This window comes from Limnohabitans sp. 63ED37-2, from assembly GCF_001412535.1.
Classification (GTDB): Bacteria; Pseudomonadota; Gammaproteobacteria; order Burkholderiales; family Burkholderiaceae_C; genus Limnohabitans_A.
On sequence record NZ_CP011774.1, the window covers coordinates 2,138,969 to 2,155,080 of the forward strand.

Genomic DNA, 16,112 nt, shown 5'->3' on the forward strand with positions numbered 1-16,112 from the left:
CTTCCGCCCCGACTGCTCAACCTGTGCGCCGCATTGCCCACCTCGACATGGACGCGTTTTACGCGTCCTGCGAATTGCTGCGCTACCCGCAGCTCAAGGGCTTGCCCGTGGTCATTGGCGGCGGCCGCCGCAAAGAAGACGACCTGCTGGCCAAGCTGCAAGCGGCCTACCCCGACGGCGAGTGGACCGAAGAGACGTTTGCCGAGCGACTGGACAGGATTCCGGTCGATTTTTTCCCGCGCATCGAGGGCTACACCGGGCGCGGCGTGATCACCACCGCCACCTATGCGGCGCGGCAGTTCGGCATCGGCTCGGCCATGGGGCTGATGAAGGCCGCCAAGCTCTGCCCGCAGGCCATCCTGCTGCCTGTGGACTTTGAGCGCTACCGCTACTTCTCGCGCACCTTCAAAAGCATCATCACCGACATCGCCCCCGTCATGCAGGACCGGGGGGTGGACGAGGTCTACATCGACTTCACCGACGTGCCCGGCGGCCAACGCGAAGGCGGGCGCGTGCTGGCGCGGCTGATCCAGAAAAGCATTTTTGACGCCACGGGCTTGACCTGCTCGGTGGGCGTGGCGCCCAACAAACTCATCGCCAAAATGGCCAGCGAGTTCAACAAGCCCAACGGCATCTCCATCGTTCACGAGGCCGACCTGCAAACCCACATCTGGCCACTGGCCTGCCGCAAGATCAACGGCGTGGGCCCCAAGGCCGATGAAAAACTCAAAAGCTTTGGCATCCACACCATCGGCGACTTGGCGGCGCGTGAGCTGCCTTGGCTTGTGGAAAACTTTGGCAAAAGCTACGGCGCCTGGCTGTTTGATGCTGCCTGGGGCCGAGACGACCGCCCGGTGGAAACCGAGAGCGAACCCGTCAGCATGAGCCGCGAAACCACCTTTGAGCGCGACCTGCACGCCGTTCGCGACCGCGAAGAACTCGGAGCCGTCTTCACCCGCCTGTGCCAGCAAGTGGCAGCCGACCTGCAGCGCAAAGGCTACGAAGGCAAAACCATCGGCATCAAGCTGCGGTACGACAACTTCCAGGCAGTCACCCGCGACCAGACCCTGACCGAATACACCGCCGATGCCAAGCAAATACGCCTGATCGCAGGCCAATGCCTCAAACGCGTGGACCTGTCACGCCGCATTCGGCTACTGGGCGTGCGGGTGGGCTCGCTGGTCAAGGCGGGGACAGCGCCTGCCCCCGGGGCGTCTTACAGTGAAGCCATTGCCACCCCACCACCCCAAGCGAATGACCATGGACAAACTCAACTGCTTTTCTTTGACGACTGAAGGCTACGTTGCCCATTTGGTGATGAACCGCCCCGAGGCGATGAACACCATGCACCCCACCTTCTGGCGCGAGCTGCACGAGGTGCTGACCGACATCCACAAAGCAGGCACCGCCCGGGCGCTGGTGATCTCGAGCACGGGCAAACACTTCAGCGCGGGCATGGACCTGCAAACCTTCGGCAGCGCTATTCAAATGGACGACACCAGCGCCGAAGGCCGCTCTGCGGTGTACGACCTGCTGACCGACATGCAGCACACCTTCACCCTGCTCGAAGAACTGCGCATCCCGGTCATTGCGGCCATTCACGGCGGCTGCATTGGTGGCGCGGTGGACATGGTCACCGCCTGCTGCATGCGCTACGCCTCGGCCGATGCGTTCTTCTGCATCCAAGAAATCAACATCGGCATGGTGGCCGACGTGGGCACCCTGCAGCGCCTGCCCAAGCTGCTGCCCATGGCGCTCGTCAAAGAATTGGCCTACACGGGCCGACGCCTCAGTGCCGACAAGGCGCTGGCCCACGGCCTGGTGAACGAGGTGCTGCCCACCCACGAAGCCACCGTGGCCGCCGCCCTGCAAGCGGCCAAAGAAATCGCCAGCAAACCGCCCGTGGCCATCTGGGGCACCAAGCAAGTGCTGCACTACGCCCGCGACCACAGCACCGAAGACAGCCTGCGCCACATGGGCTGGCTGCAAGGCGCCATCTGGAGCAACGCCAACGTGCGCGAAGCCATCAGCGCCATGCAACAAAAACGCGAAGCCAACTTCGCGCCGCTGCCAGCGCTCAAGGGGTTTCGGGAGTTTGGGTGAGGGCTTAGCCAAGCAGCCCCATGCAAAGAATCTGATTACACAGGGGCAAACGGATTGAACACCTCAAACCCGAGCGCCTGAAAGTCCGCCACATTCCGCGTCGCCACGGTCAGCCCATGCACCTTAGCTGTTGCGGCAATCATGGCGTCCTCATACAAAGTGTCTGACTTTCGGTGCATCAACTTCGCCCAAGCCGTGAACGCTGCCGCGTCCATGGGCAAGACGTTGTACGCGCCTGCCACCAAGGCCAACCAATCTTCAATTTGCTGAGCCTTGGCTGGGTCTTGTTCACGCGTCAGCTCGATGCCCGCTTGGATTTCGCCCAGAGTGACCGCCGACAGGTAAAGCTGGGCGTCATCCAGCGATTCCAGCCAAGCCACCACGCTGCCGTGCGGGCGCGGCTTGCGCAACTCAGACACCACGTTGGTGTCCAGCAAATACCGCTGCGTCACAGCATCGGCTCCACAGGTCGACGTTTGGCTTGTCCTCGCGGCAGCACGATCAAATCGGTGCGGGCTTGGTCTGAGAGCAGCAGTTGCTTGAGCGAGGGGCGAGCTGCCGACTGCATTCGCCGCCACTCCTGCACGGGCACCAGCACGGCAGCTTCGGCACCGCGACGGGTGACCATTTGAGGCCCCTCGACAAGGCACGCATCCAAAAACTCACTGAACCGCGCTTTCGCGTCTTGTACTGGCCATGTATGCATCTCAGCCCCCTTAAACTAGTCAGCTACCTAGTCTGCTCATAATTTCCACCCCTGTCAAGTCAAACATCGGTTTGCCTTTCTTGGGCACTGGCACACTTGACCCCAAACAAGTCACAACCCCATGAAAATCTTCCACAACACCCGCCACGCCGAGCACGCTGGCCGCCAGGAAATGTTCCGGGGCCGCTTGGTCGATTGCCACGAAGTGCCGCAGCGCCTGCAGCATGTGCTCGATGAACTGAACAAGCGCCCTGTCGGCACCTTGGTGCAGCCTGCAGCCGACCTGCCTCTGGACGCAGCTTTGCGGCGAGTGCACAGCGCCGACTATCTGGAATTTTTGGCGCACGCCTGGCACGACTGGGTGGCGCTGGACCCGGCCAATGCCGAGCGCGACGCCCTGCCCTCGGTCTGGCCGCTGGCCGCCCGGCACGGCTTTCGCACCGACGCGCCGCCACTCAACTTTGCGGCGCGGCTGGGGCAGTTTGCGTTTGACTCGGGCACGCCCTTGATGGCGGGCAGCTGGGCCGCCGCTAGCGAGGGCGCGGCCTGTGCGCTGGCCGCCGCGCAAGCGGTGCTGGGTGGCGAACGCTTTGCCATGGCGCTGACCCGCCCGCCGGGCCACCATGCAGGCCCCAACTACATGGGTGGCTATTGCTTCATCAACAACGCCGCCGTGGCCGCGCAAGCCCTGCGCGACGGCGGGCTGCAGCGCGTGGCTGTGTTGGATGTGGACTACCACCACGGCAACGGCACACAAACCATCTTTTACGAGCGCAGCGATGTGTTCACCGCGTCAATCCACGGCGATCCGCGCACAGAATACCCCTTCTTTTTAGGCCATGCCGACGAGCGCGGGCACGGCGCGGGCGAAGGCTTCAACCTGAACCTGCCACTGCCACGCGGCACCGGGTTTGAAGTCTGGTGGACCACGCTGCAAACCGCCATGCAAGCGGTGGCTGACTTTGCCCTGCAAGCGCTGGTGGTACCGCTGGGGCTGGACACCTTTGAAGGCGACCCGATCTCGGGCTTCAAGTTGCGCTCGGCCAATTACCTGCAACTGGGCCGCGCCATCGCACAACTGGAGCTGCCCACGGTGTTGACGTTTGAAGGCGGCTACGCCGTGGCCGAGGTGGGAGTGAACACGGTGAATGTGCTGGAAGGCCTTGGACGGTAAACAGTCACGGGCTTTGGCTAGGAGCCCACCCCGTGGGCAATAGGCGTGGCACACATCCTGTTGGACCGGCTTGTAGTGCAAGACGCTACACACTACAATGCAACACAAATGATCAAGACATTTCGTCACAAGGGCCCGCAGCGCTTTTTTGAGACCGGCAGCAAGGCAGGCATTCAGGCTGCGCACTCTGCAAGGCTGCGTCTTCAGTTGGCGGCTCTTGATCAAGCGGTCAAGCCCGAAGACCTCTCGGCGCCAGCATGGGGACTGCATCACCTCAAGGGCGACTTAAAAGGTCATTGGGCCATCACCGTCAATGGCAACTGGCGCATGGTGTTCATGTTTGATGGAACGGACGCTGTGCTTGTGGATTACCTCGACTATCACTAAGGCCGTCATGACTCGCATGCACAACCCCCCGCACCCAGGGGAAGTCCTTCGGGAATATCTGGGCGACATCACCATCACCGAGGCCGCTTACAAGCTGGGCGTCAACCGTGTCACGCTCTCGCGTGTGGTGTCTGGCGCATCAGGCGTCTCTGCCGACATGGCCTATCGGCTTGCGCAAGCCTTCGGCACCAGCGCCGAAATGTGGGCGGGCATGCAGATGCAATACGACCTTTATCAAGCGGGCAAGGTCAAGCGCCCCAAGATTGAACGCTTGGCAGCTTGACCCGTAAGAATCCCTGGCCCTCAGGCCGGTAAATGAGTATTCAGTTACTCCCATAGCGCTACTACCTATAAAAATCCGAATACTTTCAGTTACGATCCCAGCTCACTTTATGAGCACCAAATGGGTCTTAATTGGAACGAAATCAAATCCAGAGCATTGCTTTTTAGCAAAACCTGGGCCGACGCCTGCAACGAGGACAGCCAGGCCAAGCCCTTTTGGATCGATTTCTTTGAAATCTTTGGCATCACCAACAAACGCGTTGCCACCTTTGAGCTGAACGTCAAAAAGCTCGGGGGCGCACAAGGCTTTGTGGACCTGTTTTGGCCCGGCGTGCTGTTGGTGGAGCACAAGTCGCGCGGCAAAAACCTGGACGACGCGGTGGACCAGGCCATTGGCTACCTGCACAACCTGTCCGAGCGCGACCTGCCCCAGCTGGTGGTGGTGTGCGACTTTGCCCGCTTTCGGGTGCGGCGCCTAGCCTCGGGCGAAACGGTCGAGTTTGAACTCAAGCACCTGCACAAACACGTCAAGCTCTTTGGCCTGCTGGCGGGCTACAAGGTGCAAGACATTCGTTCGGAAGACCCGGTCAACATCAAGGCCGCCGAACGCATGGGCCGCCTGCACGACGCCCTGAAAGCCAGCGGCTACAGCGGCCACGCGCTCGAGGTTCTGCTGGTGCGCCTGCTGTTTTGTTTGTTTGCCGACGACACGGGCATTTTTCAGCCCGCGCAATCGTTCAGAGACTTTGTCGAAGAGCGCACCGCGCCCGACGGCTCGGACCTGGGGCCGCGCCTGGGGCAACTGTTTCAGGTGCTCAACACGCACGAAAGCCAGCGCAGCAAAAACATCGACGAACAGCTGGGCCAGTTTGCGTACATCAACGGCCGCCTGTTTGAAGAAACCCTGCCCATGGCCGACTTCAGCACCGCCATGCGCGAGGCCCTGCTGGACGCCTGTGCGCTGGACTGGTCGGCCATCAGCCCGGCGATTTTTGGCAGCCTGTTCCAAAGCATCATGGACGAGAAGGCCCGCCGCAACCTGGGCGCGCACTACACCTCAGAGGCCAACATCCTCAAGCTGATCAAGCCCTTGTTTCTGGACGAACTGCACGCCGAGTTTGAGCGCGTGAAAGGCCACCGCAACAAGCTGTTTGAGTTTCACAAAAAGCTGCGCCAGCTGACGTTTTTTGACCCGGCCTGTGGGTGCGGAAATTTTTTGGTGATCAGCTACCGCGAACTGCGCGAGCTGGAGCTGAAGGTGCTGCGGGCCGACCACGAGCTGAGCGCCCACAAAGGCCAGCTGACGGTGGACGTGCATGGCCTGATCGGCGTGAACGTGGACCAATTCTTTGGCATCGAGATCGAAGAGTTTCCGGCGCAGATTGCCCAAGTGGCCCTGTGGCTGGTGGACCACCAAATGAACCTGCGCGTGAGCGTGGAGTTTGGCCTGTACTTTGCACGCATCCCGCTCAAAAGCACACCGCAAATACGCCACGCCAACGCGCTGCGGCTGGACTGGAACGAGGTGCTGCCTGCGGAGCGGTGCAGTTATGTGCTGGGGAATCCGCCGTTTGTGGGTGCCAAGTTCATGGACGATGCGCAACGTGAAGACACGCGCCTTGTGTTTGAAGGCATCGACAACGCGGGCCTGCTCGACTTTGTGGCGGCTTGGTACGTCAAATCCGCACGCTACATGCATGGCGCACCTGCGTGTCGCAGTGCATTTGTGTCCACCAACAGCATCACCCAAGGCGAGCAAGTTGGCGTCTTGTGGGGCTGGATGTTGAGCCAAAGGATTCGCATCCAATTTGCCCATCGTACGTTCAACTGGAGCAATGAAGCCAGAGGCAAAGCAGCCGTGCATTGCGTAATCGTTGGCTTTGGATTGAAAGACAACTCGGACAAAACGATCTTCGAATACGAAGACATCAAAGGCACGCCTTTGGCCGTGCCTGCAAAGAACATCAATCCTTACTTGGTGGACGCGCCCGACATAGTGCTGCCCCGGCGCAGCAAGCCTATTTGCGCCGTACCAGAGATTCGGTTTGGTAATCAACCTATTGACGGAGGAAATTTCATTTTGAGCAGTCAAGAGGCGACTCAACTCAAATCAGATCATCCGGACATCATCCCATTCATTCGGACTTACATTGGCGCAGAAGAGTTCATCAATGGTGGCGAAAGATTCTGTCTTTGGCTAACTGGATGCCCACCTAAGCTGCTGAGAGAAATACCATTTCTCAGATCAAGGCTGGATGCAGTTAGAAAATTCCGCCTTGAGAGCAGTAGAGCCGCAACGCGCGACTTGGCTGAAACTCCAACAGAGTTTGCGTTTATCTCACACACAGGTGGCAGCTATCTCATAGTACCGAGTGTTTCATCGGAACGGCGCACTTACGTTCCAATTGGATTTGACAATGGTGAAACGATCGCCAGTAATTTGTGCCTAGTTATTTATGACGCCGGACTTTTCCATTTCGGCATCATGACCAGCGCCATGCACAACGCTTTCATGCGTTCAACCTGCGGAAGACTGGAAAGCCGTTTCCGCTACTCAAACACCATTGTTTACAACAACTTTCCCTGGCCCGGCTTCGCTGGCGAGCCTCTCAGCGACAAACACCGCACCGCCATCGAACAAGCCGCCCAATGCGTGCTCGACGCCCGCGCCCAATTTGCAAGCTCGTCACTGGCCGACCTCTACGACCCGCTGACCATGCCCCCGGCCCTGCTCAAGACCCACCAAAAACTAGACACCGCCGTAGACGCCGCCTACCAACCCAGCGGCGGCAAAAAGACCTACGCCTCCGACGCCGAACGCGTGGCCTTCCTGTTCGATCTGTACCAACGCATCACAAGCTTGCTGCCTGCAGCAAAACCCGGCAAAGCCAAACGACAAACCATGGCAACCGCATGAACACCCCAGCCACACCCAACTCACCAAGCACGCCCATACCAATGCCCCCCCCGAAACGCGCCCACGGTCGAAGCTTGGCGGACTTTGGAAACTTACACCCCGCAGAAAAAATCCTGCTCGAGAAATGCGCAATTGGAGCAGCGGCCACCATTGGCAATGGTGTTCCGGCTGATGGCTCTGACCGCTTCAAAATTGTACGAGCCAGCTTCCTTCGTTTTTTACTGTTGGGCGGCGATGAGCAAGCTCCAGTTCACGAACAAGGCGTTCAACTATTCGGAGCCTGGATTCAAGGCGAACTTAATCTGGAAAACTGCCATGTACCGCATCGCATGGCACTCTCTGAGTGCAAGTTTGATGAGCCGATCATTGCCATAGATGCGCACATTGCGGGTCTTCTCTTTCTTTCCGGCAGTCATTTGCAGAAAGGGCTCAGTGCCGACCGGTTGAGATGTGATGGTGGAGTTTTTTTACGCAGAGGTTTCCGGTCCTCTGACACAGTCTGCGTGAGCGGTGCTCAAATTGGCGGCAACCTAGATTGTTCTGGCGGCCAGTTTGCGTCAGAAACTGGCTATGCGTTATCGGCCGATGGTGCCGTTATCAAAGGCTATGTCTTTCTGCACAAGGGATTCAAAGCCACTGGCGAAGTCTGGCTCTTAGGCACTCAAATTGGCGGGAACCTGGAATGCTCTGGCGGGCAGTTTGAGCAAAAAGATGGTCATTCTCTCTGTTTTGATCGTTCCGTCATCAACGGCAATGTCCATCTGAACAAGCAATTCAGAGCCACTGGCACCGTCCGGCTTCTCGGCACCCAGATTGGCGGCAACCTGGATTGCTCAGGCGGACAGTTTTCAGCACATGGATTGATAATCCAGTCCGCCACCATTCAAAGCAATTTGTTTTTGCGTGACATAGCTGACCCAGTAAGCATAGACGCCAACTCCGCTCGAATCGGCGTGCTGGAGGATGCACCCACAGCGTGGGCCAAAGGCTCCATCTTGAATGGCTTGGTCTATAAATCCCTAGCTGGCATAGCCCACACCGATGCCGCGCATCGCATTGCGTGGCTAAAAAAGCAACGTCATGAAGACCTAGGCGAAGACAAAAAAAAACAGGGCTTTCGCCCCCAGCCATGGAAACAATTGCAAAAAGTTTTGTGCGAAATGGGGCACGAAGCAGACGCCCGATTGGTGGGTATTGCATTCGAAGACCAATTGCGCTTGGCCGACCGTATTGGGCAGATTACCGACATCAGCAAAGCCCAAAACATCATCCCGATTGTGCGCCGCCAGTGCTTGCGCGGCTTGCATTGGCTGTTTGGCACATTGGCTGGTTACGGCTACCGCCCAATGCGATTGTTCATGAGCGTGGTAGTGGTATGGCTGTTTTGTGCTGCAGTCTATTGGTGCCTGTCTTTGCCGCCTTATAACGCCATTGGACCGACAGACCCAGTGGTGTACCAACATGCCAAGTACGCAACTTGCACAGATAAAGAAAAGGGCAACTGGATGCTGTGCGAGGCACTGCCCGCCGAGTACAGCACCTTAAGCCCATTAGCGTATTCGCTCGACATCTTGCTGCCCTTGGTGGATTTGGGACAAGAGAAAAGCTGGGGGCCCTTGGTGCCCACGCCCGAGCGCCACTTTTGTGTCGAGTTATTCACGTTCAGTCCAGCGCATTGGGTCCGATTACTCAACTGGTTTGAAATTCTTTACGGCTGGGTGGCAAGTTTGCTGTTTGTGGCCATTGTCTCGGGCATGTCCCGGCGCAGTGAGATGGACAAATAAGCAAGGCTTCCACGCACTTACCCCTGTTCTTGACCAACGCACTCGCGCTTAAGGTGAGCATTAGCTATGCCCTCACGGCTGTTGCAGCCTTCAAGGGTTACACACCTGATTCATGGAATTACACCACCAGCTACACCTCGAAAAAGCAAGCCGCTCGAGCCACATTGGAGGATTGTCGAATCAATGCGCGGCAAAACAAGATCGGCCGTCTAGCCAATCAGGGCAAAGTTACCTCCCGCTCCGGGTCACCAGGTTCGGTGACGCGTCCTCATAGCTGCATGCATGCGTCCTATATGTCTGCCAGTTCATGCGTCTCGGACGCCATCCATAATTAGTTGCGCTTCACGCATTTGGTGTTTATCTACGGGAATTTTCACGTTAACTATTTCATTAAGTACGGGCCATGTCACTTCCAAAAGCAGCATTTCTAGACACGAGCGTCTTTGCCGGACAGCAGTACAACTACAAGTCGGCGGCACTCACATCATTCATCCCTGTCGCCCAAACGGCGCAGCTGAAAATTCTATTGCCGGACCCAACATTGAGAGAGATAAAAAGGCAGATTAAGGAAAGATCTGCAGATGCATTGAAGGCGCTAGATGATGCGCGACGCAAAGCACCTTTTCTCTCCAAATGGAAGCACTTTCCGCCCAAGCAAACATCTTTGGCGGAATGGGAGTTAGGACAAATTTCTCAAACCGAGTGGAGCCAATTTCTAAGTCAGTTTCAGGTGGAAAAGCTCGGCTATGACGGAGTTTCGATACCAAAAGTTATGACTTGGTATGACGCCGTAAGGGCACCATTTGGGGAAGGCAAAAAGAGAAAGGAGTTTCCCGATGCATTCGCCATCGAAATAGTCTCACTCTACGCAGAAAAACACGGCATATGCGTTGCTGTAGTTTCTGAAGACGCAGACATCAAGAAAGCATGCGAGCACTATCCGTCGCTTCTCTATTTCCAATCTCTTGCGAAACTCACAGAACTATTGTTGGTTGGCGAGATGAAGCTTGTGGAACTGAGGGAAATTCTCTCTGGCAACTTGGAGTTGCTAGAAGAAGTAGTCAATGAGCAGATAAATGAATTCAGCACGTATATATACGACGATGACTATGAGGAAGACGAGCGATCCATTGGTAGCCCCCAGATAACGGATACAAGAATCGTTGGACTTGGAAACAATGAATGCACGGTTCTTTTCAAGATTGAATTTGATTCGGAACACAAACTTAAATGGGAAAAAGTCATTGATCCGAGTGAAGGGTACACAGAGACTTACAGCGATTGGGTTTATCAGTCCAACACTGTGAATGGTACGGCGAAGCTCATCATTGACCCCATAGCGAAGACTGTAGCCTCGGTTGGCATGGTCGAAGTTGACGGCTCAGAGATTGAACTTCGTAGATTACCGAGAAGGTAATGAGCGTGAATGGCCGACCATTCAGTGCACACGCTATTGATTTTTTGCACGCGTTTTGACCATACCTTTCCTTAATCACAATCTCGGATTCAAGTCAGACTGTCCACTTCATCCGCAGTCCGATAGCCCCCCACCGCCTTCACATATGCCAACAACTCCCCAAAAAACGGATGTCTGCAAAGCGTTGACGAATCGCCCACCAGCAGCAGCTTGCGACGTGCGCGGGTCATGGCCACGTTCATGCGGCGGATGTCGGACAAGAAGCCGATCTCGCCTTGGGGGTTGCTGCGCGTCAAGGTGATGGCAATGATGTCGCACTCTTGGCCTTGAAACAAATCGACGGTGCCCACGCTGAGCCTGCGTTGCAGCAGCTGGTCATGCAGCCGTCAAAGGCTCCATGCGCACCACGGCACGATTGCGCACAGCACGGGCATGGCGTTAGACCGTTCGTTGAAGTACAGACTTTGCAAGGCCGACAACGCAGACTGCATCCAAACCTTGGCTAGAGCCCAGGCCCCAGGTGCCGCGCTCTGCGGCGCTGTCAGCGCACTGCCCATGGGGCCAAGTCCCGCCGTCATGGTGTCAACGCCAACAAAAAGGAATTTGCATGCAAGCGCGTCACACCCCACTCAAGCTGACCAGCGCCAGCCTGGAGGAACTTGTTGGGTTGCACGCCCGGCCCTGTCTGTCTCTGTACATGGGCACCCACCGCAGTCACCCCAATAACCAGCAAGACCCGGTCCGTTTTCGCCATCTGGTCGGCGCACTGAAGACATCCCTGCACCACCAAGCGCCCGATGCACTGCGCGCCCTCATCGCGCCATTTGAGGCCTTGGAAAACGACCACGCCTTTTGGGAGCACACGCTCAACGGGCTGGTGGTGATGGGGGCGACTGATTTTTTTCCGCATCTACGTGTTGCCCAGACCGGTGGCCGACTTGGCGGTGGTGGCCGACAGCTTTCACACCCAACCTTTGCGGCAATTTTTGCAATCGGTTGAGCGTTACCAAGTCTTGGCTTTGAGCTTGAACAAGGTGCAACTGTTCGAGGGCAACCGCGACAGCCTGGAGGCTTTGAGCTTGGCGTCAGAGGTCCCGCGCTCTTCAAGCGACACGAGCAGCGATCGCCAACAAACGGCGCACAGCTCGGTGTCATCGTACGGTGGCCTGGGCGCTGGCCATTCGGCCATGCACCACGGGCAAGGCGGCAAGAAAGACGGCATGGACAGCGAGGTGGAGCGCTTTTTCCGGGCGGTGGATCGGGCGGTGCAGGCGCACCACTCCGACGTTTCGGGCTTGCCCCTGATGCTGGCAGCTTTGCCTGAACACCACCACCTGTTTCAGGCCATCAGCCACAACCCGCGGCTGATGAAGCAAGGCCTGCACATCAACCCCGAAAGCCTGAGCCCCACCGAGTTGCAGCAACGCGCCTGGGCCGTGGCCGCCCCGGCACAACAGGCCCAGCAAAGCGCTTGGTGCGACGATTACACCGCAGCCAAAGCGAAGGGGCTGGGCAGCGACGACCTGGCCGATGTGGCGCATGCGGCGACAGCCGGGCGCGTGAGCACTTTGTTGATCGAAGCCGGTCGCCTGGTCGCCGGGCGCATCGATGGCACAACGGGCCGCATCGACTATTCCGAACTCGGCTACCCCAGGGTCGACGATGTGTTGGACGACCTGGGCACTTTGGTTGAGAAATTAGGCGGCCAAGTGCATGTTCTGGCGGCCGAACGCATGCCCACAACCACGGGTGTTGCGGCGAGTTATCGCCACTGAAGCCGCCACGCTCCATCCCTGTCATTCTTGGATGGGTTTTCCAATCAGTTCACGGGCCAGCTCAAACTCGGGTGCTTGTGCGTCATAGGCTTGGCGAACGGCGGGGTTGGCCAACAGTTGGGCTTTCACGTCTTTCAAGCTTTTCACGTCAACTCCTCCTTTGTCTGGCGAATCAATCGCATGGTGCTTTTGCTCATAGGCCTCAATCAAGCTTGAGAGCACATCCAGGCGTACACCTTCGGGTGAGTCAGACGATGGGTCTTGGTCCACAAGCGATGACACCACGCGCAATGCTGCGCGGTGATCTTTTTCTGTGCGGATGAGGGTGATTTCCAAGATGCTCTCCTTGCCGTTCAGGGCGGCATGTTAGTCCTGAATTGTGGCTGGTAACGTTCGGTTCTACCTGTGACGTTTTGTCACGAGTTGACACTGACGGCCCCTGACGGAAAACAGCGCACAAACGGTAACCAATTTAAGCCATCTCATGCGCCGTGCGGTAGCCCCACGCCCTTCACATAAGCCTACAACTCCCCAAAAAACGGATGCCTGCAAAGCGTGGACGAGTCGCCCACCAGCAGCAGCTTGCGCCGTGCACGGGTCATGCCCACGTTCATGCGGCGGGTGTCAGGCGGGAAGCTGACCTCGGCTCACTTTGACTGAATGACTCATCTGGTGATAAAGTAGGTACGTTTTCATAGATACATTCCAAGGAAGGTGCCATGCTCGCTACCGCCAAAGTTTTTACCAACGGCCACAGCCAGGCGATTCGCTTGCCCAAGGCATTTCGCGTGGATGTCGATGAAATGTGGATTGCCCGCAACGAAGTGACGGGAGAGATCACGCTCAAGCCCAAGGACACGGAGACATTGCGCCAGCGTCGGCTGGATGCGCTGATGGCTGCCATTGCGGACAACCCATTGCCCAACGACTTTTTGTCGGATGCCAGTCGGAAAAACAAGCCACCCAAAAATCCGTTTGCGGACTGGGATATGCCAACAGCCCCCAAAGCCTCCGCAAAAGCCTCTGCTAAAAGCGCCGCCAAAACCAAGGTCCGCAAGTGATCAAGTTTTTGGTGGACACCAACATCTTGGGCTACTTTGCACGCAACAGCTCTGCAGCGCTGCAAACGCGCATGTTGGCGGCGCTCAAAAAGCAGGAGATCGCCATCTCCGCCATCACCCGCGCCGAAACTCGCTTTGGGCAGGCCCTGCTTCAACCCGAAGACAAACGCCGCCGAACCATTGATTTGCTGCTCAATGAGTTGCCCGTTTTGCCATGGACGCTGGAGGCCGCAGACCGCTATGGAGAAATTGCCGCCCACCTGCAACAAACCGGGCAACCCATTGGCGACATGGACACCCAAATCGCCGCGCACGCATTGGCGCTGGGCCTGCCCTTGGTGACCCACAACACACGGCACTTCAAGCGGGTGCCAGGTTTGAAAATTGAGGACTGGATGACGTGAAAAAGAAGATCGTTTACACGGATGAGCCCATGGGCGATGTAGAGGTGGTCGCGGATTTTCTGCCGTCGCCTGCCGAGCTGGCGTTCAAGGAAGATGGTGTGAAAGTGACGCTGGCCTTGAGCAAGAGCAGCGTAGACGAATCGCAGCAAGATCAGGCCTCAATGGCCACCTCATTCGCCGTGCGAAAGCCCCCCACTCCCTTCACATAAGCCAACAACTCCCCAAAAAACGAATGCCTGCACAGCGTGGACGAATCGCCCACCAGCAGCTTGCGCCGTGCGCGGGTCATGCCCACGTTCATGCGGCGGATGTTGGACAGGAAGCCGATCTCAGCTTGGGTGTTTGTGCGTCTTGCGCCTCAAGTCCCACTGGCTTTTCCCAATTTGGCATCGTCCTCGGCCCAGCCTTCTATCGCAGGGTAATACCGTGTCGAACGGCCGTCACCGTATCGGGTGAGCAGCCCAAGCCTTTCCAGATCGATGAGGTCTCGGGCTGCGGTGGGTGTGGTGGTTTGTGCAATCCGCTCGTGCTTGCGCGTGGTCATGCCGCCTTCGTAGCCTTTGGGGCCAGCATCCAGCAGCTTCTTCATGGTTTTTTGCTGTCGCTCATTGAGAGAGACCGATGACATTTGAGCCTGAAACCGAATGCGTTGAATGGACGAATCGATGGTGCTATTGGCGAATTTGTTGGCCAGCGTAACTTGCGCCAGCATCCATTCGACCCATGCCGTCACGTCCATGCTTTTGGCGCGTTGTGCCCGCTCTAGCTCGAGGTAGTACTGGTCTTTGCACGACTCGATTTGTCGCGACAGCGTCACGATTCGCCCAGGCTGGCCCATGTCTTGGCCCAGTGCCAGTTGCAAGATGGCTCGGCCTAGGCGCCCGTTGCCATCGTCAAACGGGTGCAGCGTCTCGAACCACAGGTGCGCGACAGCGGCACGCACCAAGCCGTCCATGGGCTGCGGCCCGACTTTGGGCTGGGTTTGCTTGAACCAATTCAAAAAAGCGTCCATCTGCACGGCCAGACCTTCAGCGGGTGGCGCGGGGTAATGCACCTTGCTGTGGCCCACGGCCCCACTGACGATTTCCATGGGCACAGAACGCAGAGCGCCCACATCGATGCGCTGCATGCCCGAAAAACCCGTAGGGAAAAGCGCCCCGTGCCAACTGCACAGCCGCTCCAGCGTCAAGGGTGCGTCGGTGTTGAGGGTGGCGTCTTGCAACACATCGATCAGTCCCTCGATGTTGCGCCTGCCTTCGCGCACGGGGGCCCCAGAGGTGTCGAGGCCCAAGCGCCGGGCCACGGAGGAGCGAACACTTTCAGGGTCCAGCTTTTCGCCTTCAATCGCAGAGGTGGTCAATGCCTCTTGCGTCAGCGAGTCGCGGATGTGGGGCTGAAGCGCTTCCAGGCCAATCGCCTCCGCTTTGCCAAGAAGAATTCCTTGGGATGTTCTTGCGGCCGCCAATGCCGCCTGGATTCGCTGCGCGTCGAACGCCAAAGCTGGCCACTCTGGTAGCTGCCAAATCCAACGTTGATATGATTTCATGGCTTAATCATATCAATATATGATTTGAATGGAATGAAAATCGTATCGTGTGCGGTGTCAATATCCATTCAGTCTACCTAACTGCTGTTTGCGCCGTGCGCGGGTCATGCCCACGTTCATGCGGCGGATGTCGGACAGGAAGCCGATCTCGCCTTGGGGGTTGCTGCGCGTCAAGGTGATGGCAGAGATGCCTCGCTCTTGGCCCTGAAACGAATCGACGGTGAGTGTGAAACGTCTCACTTGACCAAGCAGATTGTTTACATACAATGTACGTATGATCAGGTTTGAATGGCACCCAAGCAAGGCAAGTGCAAACCTGAAAAAGCATCAGGTTTCATTCGAAGAAGCGCAGACCGTTTTCTATGATGAATTCGCTGTTCAATTCTTCGACGAAGATCACTCGGTCGATGAAGAACGCTTTCTCATGTTGGGCATGAGTGTTCATTCCAAACTGCTCATCGTCTGTCACTGTGAACGTGAAGGTGGGGAAATCATCCGAATCATCTCTGCTCGCAAGGCAACCAAGCGCGAAAGCGCTTTTTATCGAGGCATCTGA

The 16,112-nt window shown here is 57.4% G+C and carries 23 protein-coding genes; 14 read left to right on the forward strand and 9 right to left on the reverse strand.

What is annotated here, in order from left to right:
* Window positions 1-47 precede the first annotated feature (47 nt).
* Entirely contained in the window at window positions 48-1,295 is a 1,248-nt protein-coding gene (gene dinB / locus L63ED372_RS10140) for a DNA polymerase IV (RefSeq protein ID WP_231624609.1), read from the forward strand.
* Window positions 1,261-2,103 carry an enoyl-CoA hydratase-related protein gene (locus L63ED372_RS10145; protein WP_062407929.1) on the forward strand — a complete coding sequence of 281 codons (843 nt, stop codon included), beginning with the start codon at window positions 1,261-1,263 and terminating at the stop codon, window positions 2,101-2,103. The genes dinB and L63ED372_RS10145 overlap by 35 nt, the downstream gene beginning before the upstream one ends.
* A 35-nt stretch (window positions 2,104-2,138) precedes the next feature.
* Here L63ED372_RS10145 and L63ED372_RS10150 read toward each other — a convergent pair whose 3' ends face one another.
* Window positions 2,139-2,555, reverse strand: coding sequence for a type II toxin-antitoxin system VapC family toxin (locus L63ED372_RS10150; RefSeq protein WP_062405825.1), 417 nt, complete (start codon window positions 2,553-2,555; stop codon window positions 2,139-2,141).
* On the reverse strand, window positions 2,552-2,809 hold the full coding sequence (locus L63ED372_RS10155) for a type II toxin-antitoxin system Phd/YefM family antitoxin (protein ID WP_062405827.1): 258 nt from the start codon (window positions 2,807-2,809) through the stop codon (window positions 2,552-2,554). The genes L63ED372_RS10150 and L63ED372_RS10155 overlap by 4 nt, the downstream gene beginning before the upstream one ends.
* A 121-nt stretch (window positions 2,810-2,930) precedes the next feature.
* On the opposite strand from L63ED372_RS10155, the gene L63ED372_RS10160 reads away from it, so the two are divergent.
* From L63ED372_RS10160 to L63ED372_RS10190, 6 genes are all read left to right on the forward strand, one after another.
* Window positions 2,931-3,983: a histone deacetylase family protein gene (locus L63ED372_RS10160; protein ID WP_062405829.1), complete on the forward strand. Its 1,053-nt coding sequence runs from the start codon at window positions 2,931-2,933 to the stop codon at window positions 3,981-3,983.
* A gap of 108 nt (window positions 3,984-4,091) precedes the next feature.
* On the forward strand, window positions 4,092-4,370 hold the full coding sequence (locus tag L63ED372_RS10165) for a type II toxin-antitoxin system RelE/ParE family toxin (protein WP_062405831.1): 279 nt from the start codon (window positions 4,092-4,094) through the stop codon (window positions 4,368-4,370).
* Window positions 4,371-4,377: 7 nt separating this feature from the next.
* Window positions 4,378-4,653 (forward strand): HigA family addiction module antitoxin, encoded by a 276-nt coding sequence (locus tag L63ED372_RS10170; RefSeq protein WP_062405832.1) that lies wholly within the window; start codon window positions 4,378-4,380, stop codon window positions 4,651-4,653.
* Window positions 4,654-4,773: 120 nt separating this feature from the next.
* Window positions 4,774-7,569, forward strand: a complete 2,796-nt coding sequence (locus L63ED372_RS10175) for a DNA methyltransferase (protein ID WP_062405833.1) — start codon at window positions 4,774-4,776, stop codon at window positions 7,567-7,569.
* Window positions 7,566-9,353 carry a hypothetical protein gene (locus L63ED372_RS10185; protein ID WP_156343612.1) on the forward strand — a complete coding sequence of 596 codons (1,788 nt, stop codon included), beginning with the start codon at window positions 7,566-7,568 and terminating at the stop codon, window positions 9,351-9,353. Before L63ED372_RS10175 ends, L63ED372_RS10185 begins: the two co-directional genes overlap by 4 nt.
* A 403-nt stretch (window positions 9,354-9,756) precedes the next feature.
* Window positions 9,757-10,770 (forward strand): PIN domain-containing protein, encoded by a 1,014-nt coding sequence (locus L63ED372_RS10190; RefSeq protein ID WP_062405836.1) that lies wholly within the window; start codon window positions 9,757-9,759, stop codon window positions 10,768-10,770.
* Between the two features lie 89 nt (window positions 10,771-10,859).
* Here L63ED372_RS10190 and L63ED372_RS10195 read toward each other — a convergent pair whose 3' ends face one another.
* Entirely contained in the window at window positions 10,860-11,120 is a 261-nt protein-coding gene (locus L63ED372_RS10195; protein ID WP_062405837.1) for a C-terminal helicase domain-containing protein, read from the reverse strand.
* Between the two features lie 36 nt (window positions 11,121-11,156).
* Complete coding sequence (locus L63ED372_RS16525; protein WP_062405838.1) at window positions 11,157-11,348, reverse strand: hypothetical protein; 192 nt, start codon at window positions 11,346-11,348, stop codon at window positions 11,157-11,159.
* A 119-nt stretch (window positions 11,349-11,467) separates the two neighbouring features.
* Between L63ED372_RS16525 and L63ED372_RS16530 the strand changes: the two genes are divergently transcribed.
* Entirely contained in the window at window positions 11,468-11,770 is a 303-nt protein-coding gene (locus L63ED372_RS16530) for a hypothetical protein (protein ID WP_231624477.1), read from the forward strand.
* Complete coding sequence (locus L63ED372_RS10205) at window positions 11,685-12,545, forward strand: baeRF3 domain-containing protein (protein ID WP_197275259.1); 861 nt, start codon at window positions 11,685-11,687, stop codon at window positions 12,543-12,545. The genes L63ED372_RS16530 and L63ED372_RS10205 overlap by 86 nt, the downstream gene beginning before the upstream one ends.
* Before the next feature lie 21 nt (window positions 12,546-12,566).
* Here L63ED372_RS10205 and L63ED372_RS10210 read toward each other — a convergent pair whose 3' ends face one another.
* Together L63ED372_RS10210 and L63ED372_RS16690 are read right to left on the reverse strand one after the other, a co-directional pair.
* Window positions 12,567-12,881 carry a hypothetical protein gene (locus tag L63ED372_RS10210; protein WP_062405840.1) on the reverse strand — a complete coding sequence of 105 codons (315 nt, stop codon included), beginning with the start codon at window positions 12,879-12,881 and terminating at the stop codon, window positions 12,567-12,569.
* Window positions 12,882-13,066: 185 nt separating this feature from the next.
* Window positions 13,067-13,159 carry a hypothetical protein gene (locus tag L63ED372_RS16690; protein WP_082431671.1) on the reverse strand — a complete coding sequence of 31 codons (93 nt, stop codon included), beginning with the start codon at window positions 13,157-13,159 and terminating at the stop codon, window positions 13,067-13,069.
* A gap of 105 nt (window positions 13,160-13,264) precedes the next feature.
* Between L63ED372_RS16690 and L63ED372_RS10215 the strand changes: the two genes are divergently transcribed.
* The 3 genes from L63ED372_RS10215 to L63ED372_RS10225 are packed head-to-tail and all read left to right on the forward strand — an operon-like array spanning window position 13,265 to window position 14,219.
* Window positions 13,265-13,606 (forward strand): antitoxin, encoded by a 342-nt coding sequence (locus L63ED372_RS10215; RefSeq protein WP_062405842.1) that lies wholly within the window; start codon window positions 13,265-13,267, stop codon window positions 13,604-13,606.
* Window positions 13,603-14,010 (forward strand): type II toxin-antitoxin system VapC family toxin, encoded by a 408-nt coding sequence (locus tag L63ED372_RS10220; protein WP_062405844.1) that lies wholly within the window; start codon window positions 13,603-13,605, stop codon window positions 14,008-14,010. Before L63ED372_RS10215 ends, L63ED372_RS10220 begins: the two co-directional genes overlap by 4 nt.
* Window positions 14,007-14,219: a hypothetical protein gene (locus L63ED372_RS10225; protein ID WP_062405845.1), complete on the forward strand. Its 213-nt coding sequence runs from the start codon at window positions 14,007-14,009 to the stop codon at window positions 14,217-14,219. Before L63ED372_RS10220 ends, L63ED372_RS10225 begins: the two co-directional genes overlap by 4 nt.
* Here the strand turns inward: L63ED372_RS10225 and L63ED372_RS16695 are convergent.
* The 3 genes from L63ED372_RS16695 to L63ED372_RS10235 are packed head-to-tail and all read right to left on the reverse strand — an operon-like array spanning window position 14,162 to window position 15,796.
* A complete protein-coding gene (locus L63ED372_RS16695) occupies window positions 14,162-14,338 on the reverse strand; it encodes an AAA domain-containing protein (protein ID WP_082431672.1) in 177 nt (58 codons plus the stop codon). The two genes, L63ED372_RS10225 and L63ED372_RS16695, sit on opposite strands and share 58 nt — an antisense overlap.
* A 30-nt stretch (window positions 14,339-14,368) precedes the next feature.
* A complete protein-coding gene (locus L63ED372_RS10230; protein ID WP_062405848.1) occupies window positions 14,369-15,556 on the reverse strand; it encodes a Fic family protein in 1,188 nt (395 codons plus the stop codon).
* 57 nt (window positions 15,557-15,613) lie between these two features.
* Window positions 15,614-15,796 (reverse strand): AAA domain-containing protein, encoded by a 183-nt coding sequence (locus L63ED372_RS10235; RefSeq protein ID WP_062405850.1) that lies wholly within the window; start codon window positions 15,794-15,796, stop codon window positions 15,614-15,616.
* A 34-nt stretch (window positions 15,797-15,830) separates the two neighbouring features.
* On the opposite strand from L63ED372_RS10235, the gene L63ED372_RS16215 reads away from it, so the two are divergent.
* The gene (locus tag L63ED372_RS16215) at window positions 15,831-16,112 is read left to right on the forward strand and encodes a BrnT family toxin (protein ID WP_082431788.1); all 282 of its coding nucleotides are present in this window, start codon (window positions 15,831-15,833) and stop codon (window positions 16,110-16,112) included.